This is a genomic window from Bacillus sp. Brlt_9, assembly GCF_051948935.1.
Lineage (GTDB): Bacteria > Bacillota > Bacilli > Bacillales > Bacillaceae_G > Bacillus_A.
On sequence record NZ_JAYJLO010000001.1, the window covers coordinates 760,122 to 773,275 of the forward strand.

12 protein-coding genes and 1 pseudogene are annotated in these 13,154 nt (G+C 34.6%); 11 read left to right on the plus strand and 2 right to left on the minus strand.

Features of this window, described 5'->3' with window-relative positions; genetic code table 11:
* Positions 1 to 89 precede the first annotated feature (89 nt).
* Positions 90 to 1,034 carry an L-lactate dehydrogenase gene (locus tag VF726_RS03905; protein ID WP_016088332.1) on the minus strand — a complete coding sequence of 315 codons (945 nt, stop codon included), beginning with the start codon at positions 1,032 to 1,034 and terminating at the stop codon, positions 90 to 92.
* A gap of 201 nt (positions 1,035 to 1,235) precedes the next feature.
* Between VF726_RS03905 and VF726_RS03910 the strand changes: the two genes are divergently transcribed.
* The 11 genes and pseudogenes from VF726_RS03910 (at position 1,236) to VF726_RS03960 (ending at position 12,179) form a co-directional block, all read left to right on the plus strand.
* Entirely contained in the window at positions 1,236 to 2,672 is a 1,437-nt protein-coding gene (locus tag VF726_RS03910; protein ID WP_440166008.1) for a flavin monoamine oxidase family protein, read from the plus strand.
* A gap of 103 nt (positions 2,673 to 2,775) precedes the next feature.
* A complete protein-coding gene (locus VF726_RS03915) occupies positions 2,776 to 3,699 on the plus strand; it encodes a CobW family GTP-binding protein (protein WP_440166010.1) in 924 nt (307 codons plus the stop codon).
* 130 nt (positions 3,700 to 3,829) lie between these two features.
* Positions 3,830 to 4,435, plus strand: a complete 606-nt coding sequence (locus VF726_RS03920) for a TetR/AcrR family transcriptional regulator (RefSeq protein ID WP_440166012.1) — start codon at positions 3,830 to 3,832, stop codon at positions 4,433 to 4,435.
* A gap of 15 nt (positions 4,436 to 4,450) precedes the next feature.
* Positions 4,451 to 5,937 (plus strand): annotated as a pseudogene (locus VF726_RS03925) (o-succinylbenzoate--CoA ligase).
* Between the two features lie 4 nt (positions 5,938 to 5,941).
* Positions 5,942 to 6,358: a MaoC family dehydratase gene (locus tag VF726_RS03930; protein ID WP_001976845.1), complete on the plus strand. Its 417-nt coding sequence runs from the start codon at positions 5,942 to 5,944 to the stop codon at positions 6,356 to 6,358.
* Positions 6,358 to 7,353, plus strand: a complete 996-nt coding sequence (locus VF726_RS03935) for a 3-oxoacyl-ACP synthase (RefSeq protein WP_440166014.1) — start codon at positions 6,358 to 6,360, stop codon at positions 7,351 to 7,353. The genes VF726_RS03930 and VF726_RS03935 overlap by 1 nt, the downstream gene beginning before the upstream one ends.
* Before the next feature lie 180 nt (positions 7,354 to 7,533).
* Positions 7,534 to 8,751, plus strand: a complete 1,218-nt coding sequence (locus VF726_RS03940) for a substrate-binding domain-containing protein (RefSeq protein WP_000062023.1) — start codon at positions 7,534 to 7,536, stop codon at positions 8,749 to 8,751.
* A 90-nt stretch (positions 8,752 to 8,841) separates the two neighbouring features.
* Complete coding sequence (locus VF726_RS03945) at positions 8,842 to 9,615, plus strand: ABC transporter ATP-binding protein (protein WP_046197658.1); 774 nt, start codon at positions 8,842 to 8,844, stop codon at positions 9,613 to 9,615.
* Positions 9,593 to 10,294, plus strand: a complete 702-nt coding sequence (locus tag VF726_RS03950) for a branched-chain amino acid ABC transporter ATP-binding protein (RefSeq protein WP_046197657.1) — start codon at positions 9,593 to 9,595, stop codon at positions 10,292 to 10,294. Before VF726_RS03945 ends, VF726_RS03950 begins: the two co-directional genes overlap by 23 nt.
* Positions 10,295 to 10,315: 21 nt before the next feature.
* Positions 10,316 to 11,176 (plus strand): branched-chain amino acid ABC transporter permease, encoded by an 861-nt coding sequence (locus VF726_RS03955; RefSeq protein ID WP_440166018.1) that lies wholly within the window; start codon positions 10,316 to 10,318, stop codon positions 11,174 to 11,176.
* 49 nt (positions 11,177 to 11,225) lie between these two features.
* Positions 11,226 to 12,179 (plus strand): branched-chain amino acid ABC transporter permease, encoded by a 954-nt coding sequence (locus tag VF726_RS03960; RefSeq protein WP_046197779.1) that lies wholly within the window; start codon positions 11,226 to 11,228, stop codon positions 12,177 to 12,179.
* Between the two features lie 96 nt (positions 12,180 to 12,275).
* Here VF726_RS03960 and VF726_RS03965 read toward each other — a convergent pair whose 3' ends face one another.
* Positions 12,276 to 13,064: a LysR family transcriptional regulator gene (locus VF726_RS03965; protein ID WP_440166020.1), complete on the minus strand. Its 789-nt coding sequence runs from the start codon at positions 13,062 to 13,064 to the stop codon at positions 12,276 to 12,278.
* Positions 13,065 to 13,154: the final 90 nt, after the last annotated feature.

A 13,154-nucleotide genomic window follows, 5' to 3' on the forward strand; every position in this document is an offset into this window, starting at 1 on the left:
TGGATAATAGTAACATTTATCATAGGGGAGGAATAGTCAAAATAAAAAAGCAATCCAAAGTAAATTGGATTGCTTTTTTGAATACACGATTAAAGAACAGGAGCCATTGTTTCTTTCAAAACTTGAACAGAGTGATCGAATTTTAATTCTTCTTCTTCGCTTAATTCTACTTCTAAAATTTCACGAACACCGCCGCGATTTAATACAGCAGGTACACCGATATAAACATCTTTTTGACCGTATTGACCTTCTAAATATGCCGAAACAGTTAATACACTATTTTCATCGTTTAAAATGGCCTTAGTAACACGTAGAAGTGACATACCGATACCGTAGTAAGTTGCACCTTTTCGCTCAATAATATGGTAAGCTGCATCACGAACGTTTATGAAGATTTTGTCTAAATCTTCTTGTGTGTATGTGTTGTCTTTATCAAGAAGTGTTTGTAGTTTTTGAATACCAACCGATACGTGACTCCAAACAGGAAGTTCCGTATCACCATGTTCTCCAATAATATAAGCATGAATGTTGTGTGGACCAATATTGAAGTACTCACCTAACATATAGCGGAAACGAGCAGAATCAAGTGTCGTACCAGAACCAATTACGCGTTCTTTTGGTAAACCAGATTCTTTCCAAGTTACATAAGTTAAAATATCGACAGGGTTAGTTGCGATTAAGAAGATACCATCAAATCCGCTATCCATAATACTGCGAACGATTTGTTTAAAGATTTTTGCGTTTTTCTCAACTAAATCTAAACGTGTTTCGCCTGGTTTTTGTGGTAATCCAGCCGTAATGACTACAAGATCCGCATCTTTACAATCTTCATAGCTGCCTTTCCACACTCTAGTTGGAGCTGGCGCAAAAGGAACAGCATGACTTAAATCCATTGCCTCTCCTTCAGCTTTTGCCTCGTTTACATCAACTAAAACAAACTCTTCAGCTACAGCTTGGTTAATCATGCAGTAAGCATAACTACATCCAACCGCTCCTGTTCCTACTAATACTACACGGTTAATACCTTTTTTCATTTCAAAATTCCTCGCAATTTCATTGATTTTATTATGTAAGATAATACGTCTTACTTCTATAGATTCATATCTAGTTTATTACATTTTATAAAAGATATTCAAGTATTTGAAAATGTATCCGTGCAATTTCTTGCATGAAACATAGGAATCAAGTTAACCGAATATAATGCAATAAAATCCTTTGTTAAAGGGGAAAAGGGTATGATGCAGCCATTAACGACGGAAAGAATGCTTCATGTTATTAATGTGGGGCTCGTTAAAACGAATAATCCAAAGCAAATTATTATTGTTGGTGCAGGGATTTCAGGGTTAGTTGCAGCATCGTTATTGAAAGAAGCAGGTCATAACATAACAATTTTAGAAGCGAATAACCGAATAGGCGGAAGAATATATACGATTCGTGAACCATTTAGCTCTGGTTTATATTTTAATGCAGGGCCAATGCGAATTCCTGAAACACACGAGTTAACTTTAGCTTACATTCGTAAATTTAAATTACCGTTAAATCTTTTTATAAATAAAACCGCTTCAGATATTATATATACGAATAATATTAAAACGAGGTTGAGCGTATTTGAAAAAAATCCAAGTATACTTGGGTATCCAACTTTAGAAAACGAAAAAGGAAGAACGGCAGAAGAGTTAATGTTAGTAGTATTAGAACCCATACTAAATTTTATAAAAAAAGATCCTAATAAAAACTGGATTATCGTTGAAAAAAAGTATAAAACATATTCGCTCGGCTCATTTTTAACTGAATATTATTCAGACGGTGCAATAGATATGGTTGGGGTACTTCTTGATATGGAAGCTTATATGGGAATGTCTTTAATTGAAGTATTACGTGAAATGATCTTTTTTACTTCAACGACAAAATATTATGAGATTATGGGTGGAATGGATGCATTACCCAATTCATTTTTGCCACAGCTAAAGGATAATATTTTTATGTCATATAAAGTAGAGAAAATTATACAAGAAGATAATAAAGTAATGCTACAAGGAAGTCGTGAGCAAACGTTAGAGCGATTTACTATAACAAGTGATATGGCTATTATTACAATTCCATTTTCAGCGTTACGATTTGTAGAAGTTCAGCCATACCATTTATTCTCTTATTTTAAAAGACGAGCAATTCGTGAATTAAATTATATTGCTGCAACTAAAATTGCGATAGAGTTTAAAAGTCGATTTTGGGAGAAAGCGGGACAGTGTGGTGGTAAATCTATTACAGATTTACCTATACGGTTTACATATTATCCGAGTTATGGCATTCATACACCAGGGGCAGCGACCGTCTTAGCGAGTTATACGTGGGCAGATGAGGCGTTAACATGGGATAGTTTACCAGATAGTGAACGCATTCAATACGCATTAAAAAATTTAGCGGAAATATACGGTGACATCGTCTATAGTGAGTTTGTTACCGGAACATCTTTTAGCTGGAGTAAAAACCCGTATTCTTGCGGCGCATTTACGGCCTTCGAACCAGGTCAAGAGCTTGAGTTATTTCCGTATATTACACCATCATCTGGAAAAGTACACTTTGCAGGAGAGCATACGACATTAACGCATGGATGGATGCAAGGAGCAATAGAGTCTGGAATTCGAGTTGCTTATGAAGTAAACGAACAGTGAAGATATATTTACAAATCACTATTCTTTTAATAAAATAATTAATATAAATCGTAATTATTACGCTTTGAATACGTTTAAAGTAAAGAAATGGATGGTCGATCACATGAATAAAGTAGAAATTCATATATTAGGTGGCTTTTTAGGTAGTGGAAAATCAACATTATTACAAAATTTATTGTTAGCGGAGAAAAAGAAAAATAGAAAAGTTGCAGTATTAATGAATGAAATTGGTGAATACTCGGTAGATACCGATATTATTGGAAAAGAGAATGTTTTAAGAGAACTTCTGAAAGGATGTATTTGTTGTACGCTAAAAGAAGAGCTTGAAATACAATTGCATTCGTTATATCAGCAAGAAAGACCAGATGTCATATATATTGAAACGACAGGTGTTGCGCATCCAATTGAAGTGTTAGATGCATGTGTATCACCAATTTTAGCACCTTTCTTAGAAGTGAAATCAATTGTCGTTGTATTAGATGCAGTAAGGTGGTTAAATCGAAGTGTATTAAGTGCAAACGTTCAGCAATTATTGCATGAGCAACTGAAGTTTGGTAGCCACATTTTAATTAATAAATCAGATTTACTAACAGATGCGGATAAGAACAAAGTAATAGAAGAAGTGAAAGAGATAAATAATCATGCGAAATTGTTTGAAACAAAATATTGTAATATATCTTTAGGAGACATAGAAGAAGCTGAATTTGCAAATGACGCGGAACATGAGACACTACATGTCAAACAGCATTTACATATACAAACGATGACATATCAATTTACGAAATCGATTGATCAAGACAATTTATATGAATGGCTTTCAAATTTACCAGATAGTATTTATCGTGTAAAAGGATTTGTGAAATTCCATGGAGATAAATACCCGCACCTATTCCAATATTCATTTGGGGTACCAACTTTACTGGAACAAGACTTTGGTTTCCCAACGAACTTGGTAGTAATAGGGGAAGGGCTAGATAAGAAACAATTGGCTGAAGTGTTAGAGAAAGTAGAAAATAATTCTAATTAAGATTAAAGGCCTAACTTATTTTTTTAGTTAGGCCTTTTTGTATGTAGAAAAACACTTGCAGATTTTGTCTAACAATAATAATTGTAAAATTCAGAAATATATTTATAATCAAATCTAAGAGGTGATTCAGGTGTCAGAAAAAATAATAATGGATGTAAAAAACCTAACAACAAAAGGATTAGAAACGAGAGAGAATTTATTGTGTGCTGCAGAAGAGGTATTTGGTAGTAAAGGATATTACGAGGCTTCTATCGTGAATATTACACAAGAAGCAAAGGTAGCGCACGGAACTTTCTATAATTACTTTCCATCTAAAAAAGATATATTTGATGAATTGATTCGCAGATTGAACCGTGAGTTACGCTTAATTATTAAAGAAGAAATGAAGGGGATATCAAGTTATGAAGAGGCACAAAGAAGAGGTTTTCAGGCATTTTTTCGGTGGGTGAAAGATCGTCCTAATCTATATAACATTGTACAACAGGCGGTAGTTGTTGATGATAATTTATATAGATGGTACTATGCAAAGCTCGCAAACGGATTTTTAAAAAGTTTATCAGCTGGTATGGAAGCGGGAGAGTTTAAACAACTTGATACAGAAACAATTGCGTATTGTCTTATGTCAATTGGGCAATTTCTAGGTATGCGATGGGGTTATTGGGAAGAGAAAGATGTTCCAGAAGATGTATTTGAAGCAGCGATGTCATTAATATTTGAAGGATTGAGAAAGAGATAAGGGAGTGGGGAACATATGCAAGGCATTGCTTATTGGATTGAAAAACGGGCCTATTTACATCCAGATCGCATTGCCATTATTACAGATGAGGAGGAAATGACATATAAACAGTTACATGAGTATGTAAATAAAGTAGCCGCATATTTAATTTACGGTTTACATGTGCAAAAAGGAGAAAGGATAGCTATTTTATCGCAAAATAGCTTGGAATATATTGTGCTTTTATTCGCTATAGCAAAAGTAGAATGTATTGCTGTTCCACTGAATATAAGGTTAACAGAAAATGAACTAATATTTCAGTTAAAAGATAGTGGGACTACATTGTTATTTGTAGAGGAAACATTTCAAAATATGGCACTGTCAATGCAGAAGATATCGTATGTACAAAGTGTGATTTCGATTAAAAGTTTAAAAGAAATAGAAGATAAAAAAATGGATAACTTTGAAGAGATAAATGAAAGCGCATCCTTTATTATATGTTATACCTCAGGGACAACTGGAAAACCGAAAGGAGCTGTACTTACACAAGACAATATGTTTTGGAATGCGCTAAATAATACATTTGCGATTGATCTAACTATTCACGACCGCTCTATTGTATTATTACCTTTATTTCATATTGGTGGGATTGGTTTATTCGCATTTCCAACTTTATTTGCAGGTGGGGTAATTATTATTCCAAGAAAATTCGAACCAACCACAGCTCTTTCCATGATAGAAAAACATAAAGTGACTGTAGTGATGGGAGTACCTACAATTCATCAAGCATTAATTGCGCAAAGTTTGAAACTACAAATTTACAATCAGTCCGCTGGTTTTATAACGGTGGTGCTCCATGTCCAGAAGAGTTGATGAGAGAATTTATAGATAGAGGATTTTTATTTGGGCAAGGCTTTGGCATGACTGAAACATCACCAACCGTATTTATGCTTTCAGAAGAAGATGCAAGACGTAAAGTAGGTTCAATTGGGAAACCGGTTCTGTTTTGTGATTATATACTTATTGATGAAAACAAAAATAAGGTTGAAATCGGTGAAGTTGGAGAGTTACTTATAAGAGGGCCGAATGTAATGAAAGAGTACTGGAATCGACCAGATGCAACAAAAGAAACGATTCAAGATGGTTGGTTATATACGGGAGATTTAGCTAAAGTTGATGAAGATGGTTTTGTATACATTGTCGGTAGAAAAAAAGAAATGATAATTTCCGGTGGTGAAAATATTTATCCACTTGAAGTAGAGCAGGTCATTAATCAGATTTCGGACGTATATGAGGTAGCGGTCGTTGGTAGGAAACATGTAAAGTGGGGAGAGATTCCAATCGCCTTTATTGTAAAAAAGAGTAGCAGTGGATTAACTGAAAAGGAAGTCATTGAACATTGTCGTTTATTTCTAGCAAAATATAAACTACCGAAAGAAATTATTTTTCTAAAAGAATTGCCTAAAAATGCAACTGGTAAAATTCAAAAAGCACAGTTAGCAAATCAATTGAAAAGTAGGTGAAGAGATGACGATGTACAGCACGGGTCAAAAGGCGTCATGTAGTAAAACAATAACAGAAACGGATTTTGTATTATTTGCAGGTTTAAGTGGGGATTTTAATCCGATCCATATTGATCATGAGTATGCGAAAAAAACTAGATTTAATCAAAGAATAGCACATGGTTTACTAACTTCTAGTCTATTATCGCAATTGCTTGGTATTCATTTACCTGGAAAAGGATCCGTTTATATGGAGCAAACTATTAAATTTACAGCGCCAGTTTTTATAGGAGATACAATTACAGCAACGGCTACAGTACAAGAATTTATGATAGAAAAGAGAGTTTTGAAATTGTTAACAGAGTGTCATAACCAAAAAGGAGATTTAGTATTAACAGGTGTAGCTACAATGATGGTACCAAAAGAAGGAGGAGTAGTCTAATGAATATTGGGATTGAATCGACTGGTGTTTTCTTCCCAAAAGACGTAGAGACGGCTGCAGACCTATCTAAAAAAACAGGTATTCCTGAGCACATTATTATAGAAAAGTTTGGATTATATGAAAAACATGTCGCAGATGAAACGATGCATGCATCAGATTTAGCTATTGCTGCTGCAAAGCCAATATTATCACAAGTAGATCCTCAATCTATTGATGTAGTCATTTATTTTGGCAGTCCACATAAAGATTACCACGTATGGTCTAGTGCCCCCAAAATTCAGCATGAACTTGGATTGAAAAATGCTTATGCTTTTGAAATTATGAATGTTAGTTCTTGCTTTCCTATTGCTCTCAAAGTCGCAAAAGATATGCTCTACTCCGATAACTCAATTAAAAATATATTATTAGTAGGTGGATGTAAAGAATCTCAAATTGTAGATTATGATAATCCACGCTCGCGTTTTATGTTTAATTTCGCTGATGGCGGAAGTGCAGCTTTAGTGAAAAAAGACGCTAGAAACGGTGAAATATTAGGAAGTGCGATTATAACAGATGGTTCATTTCATGAAGATGTTCGTATTCCAGCAGGTGGATCGAAGCAGGTTGCGAGCTACGATACAGTTGAGAATCGACAGCATTATATTGATGTAATAGATCCTATTAGTATGAAAGAACGTCTAGACAGGATTTCAACTCCTAATTTCGATAAGGTTATTCGGGAGTCGTTAAGAAAAAGTGGATTTACTCCTAAAGATATTAAAGTATTGTTACCACTGCATACAAAACGTTCTATGTTAATAGAATTGATACAGGGGCTAGGGCTAGCAGAAGAACAAGTTGTATATTTAGATCATTATGGACATATGTCAGCGCTTGATCCTTGCATTGGTCTTCACTTTGCAAATGAACAGGGAAAATTACAGACCGGAGATATTGCAGTAGTAGTTAGTGCAGGGACTGGGTATACGTGGGCAGCTACTGTGATTAGGTGGTGAAAAATTCTAAATGAACATATGGAAAATGGAGGTATTTGGAAAGGGGCGGCGAATGTAAAGGTACTTCATTAAATTTTTTAACAGATTTGTTTGTATGATTCAAAGGCAAAGTCATAATTACGGTTGGGTAACTTTGGCGTGTTTGATTCTATCAGAAAGTAAAGTATGGGGAGGATAACAATGTCGATGAAAAAACGTAAATGGCTAAGAATGATGGCTACTGGTTGTGTTTTAGGTTCATTATTAATAACGGCAGCTTGTTCAGGAAAGAAAACAAGTACAGAGGGTGACAAGACGATTAAGGTAGGTGTTCTTGCTTCATTAACAGGTCCATTAGAATCATATGGAAAACAAACCATGAACGGATTTGAATTAGGGTTAGACTATGCAACTGGTGGAACTGGCAAAGTTGAAGGGAAGAAGATTAAGTTTGTTGTAGAAGATACGGAAACAAAAGCTGATGTAGCGGTTAAAAAAGCTACGAAGTTATTAGAAGAAGAGAAAGTCGATTTTTTAGTCGGATCGTCTAGTTCAAGTGATACATTAGCGGTTTTACCATTAGCTGAAGAATATGAAAAAATAATGGTTGTAGAACCAGCAGTAGCTGATAGTATTACCGGGAAGAACTGGAATAAATATATTTTTAGAACAGGTAGAAATTCCTCTCAAGATGCAGTCGCTGGTGCGGCGGCAATCGCTAAAAAAGATGTGAAAATAGCAACATTAGCACAAGATAATGCTTACGGCCGTGAGGGAATTGCAGCATTTAAAGCTGGAGCGAAGAAATTAGGGGCAAATATTGTAAACGAGCAATACGCAGATACAAATTCGACTGACTTCACTGCAAATATTCAAAATATCATTAGCTCAAAACCAGACTATTTATTTATCGTTTGGGCAGGGGCAAACTCACCTTGGAAACAGTTAAAAGATATGAATGTGGAAGCGCAAGGTATTAAAATTTCTACAGGTGCACCAGATATACCAGCATTAAAAACTATGGATGCGTTAGTAGGAATGCAAGGTTTTTCTGTTTATTATCACACACTCCCGAAAAATAAGGTGAATGATTGGTTAGTGGAAGAACATAAAAAACGATTTAATGGTGCGGTGCCAGATTTATTTACAGCAGGAGGAATGTCAGCGGCAATTTCAATTGTAGAAGCTTTAAAGAAAACAAAAGGTGATACAGATGTAGATACATTAATTAAGAAAATGGAAGGAATGGAATTTGATACACCGAAAGGAAAGATGAAGTTTAGAGAAAAGGATCACCAAGCGATGCAGACACTGTATTCTATCACATTGAAAAAGCAGGGTGGTGTTGATTATCCAGTGCCAGTATTAGAGCGAGAATTAACGATGAAAGAGACAGAACCACCAGTTCAAAATAAATAGACTGAATTTTCTGTTGTTTTTGTATAAAGAGGGGCATACCCTCTTTATACGTATTTCCTTCATACTTAAAGCTTTAAAGGGAGGGATTTTGTGACACATTTGCTAGAAACGAAAAATCTTAGCGTATCTTTTGGCGAGCATCATGTTATTAAAGATGTGAATTTAACAGTACAAAAAGGAAAGCTCATTTCCATTATTGGACCGAATGGTGCAGGAAAGACAACGTTATTTAATTTACTAAGTGGACAAATTTCTCCAACGAAGGGTGAAGTATATTTTAAAGGACAAGAGATTACAAAATTATCAATTTCGGATCGAACGCGATTAGGAATTGGTCGTTCTTTTCAACTTACAAATATATTCCCGGAGTTAACAGTACTTGAAAATGTTCGTTTAAGTGTTCAATCATTCGTGCAAGATTACTATAGTTTTTTTCCAAGTTCGGCAAAATTTAAGCAACAAGTTGGAGAGGCGAGACGTTTCTTAAAAACAGTATTACTTCAGGAGAAAGAACATGTATTAGCGAAAGATTTAGCGCATGGAGAAAAACGAAAGTTAGAGCTTGCGATGTTATTAGCTTTAAAAACGGATGTGTTACTGCTTGATGAGCCGACCGCAGGTATATCAGTTGAAGAGGTACCGGCTATTTTACAAGTGATTGAAAATATTAAGAAACATCCAGAGAGTACAATTGTACTTATTGAACACAAAATGGATATGGTACTAGGTTTGTCAGATCATCTTATCGTTTTATTCCATGGAGAGTTATTGGCTGAAGGTTTGCCCGAAGAAATTATGAAAGATGAGCGAGTACAAAGTGCTTATTTAGGGGGATTATATAGTGGCACTATTACAAGTGAATAATATAGAGACGTATTTAGATCAGTTTCATATTTTACAAGGGGTATCTCTTGCTGTTGAGAAAGGAACGATTACTGTACTGTTTGGAAGAAATGGTGCAGGGAAGACTACGACATTACGTTCGGTTATGGGATTTCATCATATTGCACATGGTGAAATTTATTATGATAGCACACAAGTAAATGGATTATCTACACATGTAATTTCAAGGAAAGGAATAGGGTATGTACCAGAAAATCAAGGTATTTTTCACGATCTGACAGTAGAAGAAACATTCGCTCTTGCTAGGGGAAAGGGAGAAGAAGCGGAAGAAAAAATTGAGTGGATGCTTGAACTATTTCCAGATTTAAAGCAGTTTTGGTACAAAAAAAGCGGACTATTAAGCGGAGGACAAAAGCAAATGCTAGCAATTTCAAGAGCATTTATTAATAGTGATGGTTTATTACTTATTGATGAACCGAGTAAAGGCTTGTCCCCTATTATGATAGAAAAGTTAATGATAGCCATTTTGAAAATGAAGGAGAAAACAACAGTTTTACTCGTTGAACAAAATTTTATGATGGCTAGTCAAATTGGTGATTACTTTTATATTATGGATAACGGAAAAATTGTTCATAACGGTTTTATGCATGAATTAAAAGAGGATAAGGAAATGTGTCATAAATATTTAGGAATCTCTTAACATGAATCCGAGGTGAGAAGGATGGATGTGTTAATTAATTTATTTGTAAATGGGATTTCAACAGGGATGCTCATTTTTTTATTAGCATCAGGTCTTTCACTGATTTTCGGTTTAATGAGCGTTCTAAACTTCGCACATGGTGGTTTATTTGCGTGGGGAGCGTTTACAGGTGTTTGGCTATTTAATATGACAGGTAGTTATGTATTAGCTTTAATTGGGGCAATAGCTATGGGAATGTTCCTTGGATTCATTTTAGAAAGATTTCTTATTAGACCGGTATATGGAAATCATGTTCGCCAGCTTCTTGTGACGCTTGGAGGAATGCTTGTACTTAGTGAATGTATTAAAGTATTTTGGGGACCTAATCCAATTGCTGCAAAATTACCATTATGGCTACAAGGAAGTTTTACATTTGGAGGCGTTATATTAATTAAATATCGTTTATTCGTTATTTTAATTGGGATCATCATTTACATTGCCTTACTATTATTGCTCAAAAAAACAAAGATAGGTCTTATGATACGTGCAGGCGTAATGGATAAAGAGATGGTTCAAGCGCTCGGTATTAACGTAAAAGCGATATTTTCTTTCGTCTTTTTATTAGGAGCAGGGATGGCAGCGTTGGGAGGATTCTTATTAGCACCGTATTCAGGCGTTATTTTCGCTGAGATGGGTATGCAGTATGCGATTTTAGCTTTCATAGTAGTAATCATTGGAGGATTAGGAAGCGTACAAGGTTCGGCAATCGCTTCTTTAATTGTCGGATTAGCTGGTGCTTTTACAGCGTATTTTATACCAGATTTATCACTTGCAATCAATATGTTAATGTTACTATTTTTCTTAATCGTGAAGCCAAATGGACTTGTTGGTGAAAAGGGGTGAAATGGTGAACAGCACATCAAATCGAATTAAAGTATACTTCGGAGTATGTATGCTCATTTGTTTAAGTGTATTTCCATTCGTAAATGATTCACGTAGTTTGTTAATTTTGTTCACTCAAATCTTCATCTTTGCTATTTTTGCAATGAGTTTTGATGTATTGCTTGGATATACAGGAATTGTATCATTTGGACATTGTATGTTCTTTGGAATAGGAGCATATGGCGTAGCGCTTTTATTTGATCGGCAAGGAGTATCCATAACAAACTTTTTCATAGGGATAGTAGCTGCAATTATCATTTCAGCAATCGTTAGTTATATAATCGGTTTGCTTTCTTTGCGGCTGAAAAGTCATTTTTATGCGATGTTAACACTTGCTATTTCACAGTTGTTTTTCGTACTTGCTGAAAAATGGCGTGGGCTCACTCACGGAGGGGATGGTTTTACATTTGGTGTACCAGACGTATTCCGTGATCGTTTTACGTTTTATTATGTAACACTTATATGTTTACTTATCATTTTTGTTCTGTTACGTCTTTTCACCAAATCTTCTATTGGAAAAGTATTAAAGGCAATTTCACAAAATGAGCAACGTGTGGAAGCACTAGGATATAAAGTTCTTCATTATAAAATTATTGCTAGTATTGTGGCAGGAGTAGTAGCTGCGATTAGTGGTGGTTTATTTGTTATTACACTGCGCTTTGTTAATACAACTGTATTTTCAATTGAAATGACATTAAATGCATTATTGATGACGATGATTGGAGGCGTTGGAACGTTAATTGGAGCAATTGCTGGAGCTGGAATTATTGAATCACTGAAATATTATTTATCAGAACTAGCTACAGCGTATCCGATTTTTGAACGATGGACGATTATTCTTGGGTTATTGTACATTATCGTATTGCTAGTTTTCCCGAAAGGATTAGTTGGAACGGTAAAGAGTTTGAAGAATATGAAACGGAATAAGAAGGAGAAAAGTGCAGAAGTGGAGCAAAATGTGTGAAAAATCAATTGTATAGAATATGAAAATCCCTCTTTTAGATTCGTAAAGGAGGGATTTTTATGGGTGGGTGTAATTAGTTAGTTTAAAGATATTATCCTAATCAAATAATTCATTAGGTATTTGTTTTAAAGAGTTTTGATTTGTAAAAAAGTGAACAGCTAATTTCTCAATTGGAACATCTTCAATGGGCACTAAGTTATCATTTTTAATCGGTAAAAAGGCTATTCCTTTACCGTCCTGAATAAACTCTTCCATAAGCGAATAAGAATCTAATTGTTGGAGTTGAAGTTGAGATAAATTATTATCTGTTAGAAATTGTATCGTCTTATTTCTAAAAGGGCACTTTTTGTCATTACTAACGAAGAAGAGTTCCTTTGAATAGTCAATGATAGGCGCTCCTTTCGCTTGTAATAAGCCTACGGAAATGGAAGCAGTAAATACTTTTTTAAAAGCAGCATTGGGATCATCTTCATAAGTAATGACCATATCAACTTTTTGTTGTTGCAGTAATTTATGCAAATGACTACTATTTTCTACATATATTTGATAATTCCTGAAATTTTCTTTAATACGCTTACTTACATAATTGGTCAAAATAGATTGTGACGTCGCTATTATATAAGAAGAACCACTCGTTTTAATTTTAACTTTCGCTTCTTCTACTAAAGTTAATATTTGATTCGTATAGTCTAATAAAATGTCACCAGAAGGTAATAAGGAAACGCCTTTATTATCTCTATGTAGTAAAGGAGTTTCTAATTCTTGTTCTAATTTTTTGATTCGTTCAGTTACGTTTGGCTGAACATATCCTAACTCTTTAGCAGCTTTACTAATAGAACCTTCGCCAGCTACAGTTTTGAATATAATAAGATCATTTATTTCCATTTATCACAGCCCCTTATACGGTATCATTATAAATGATATTAAACATAATTTATACCTATTTTACGTTAGTCAATTATCGGTTTATCATTT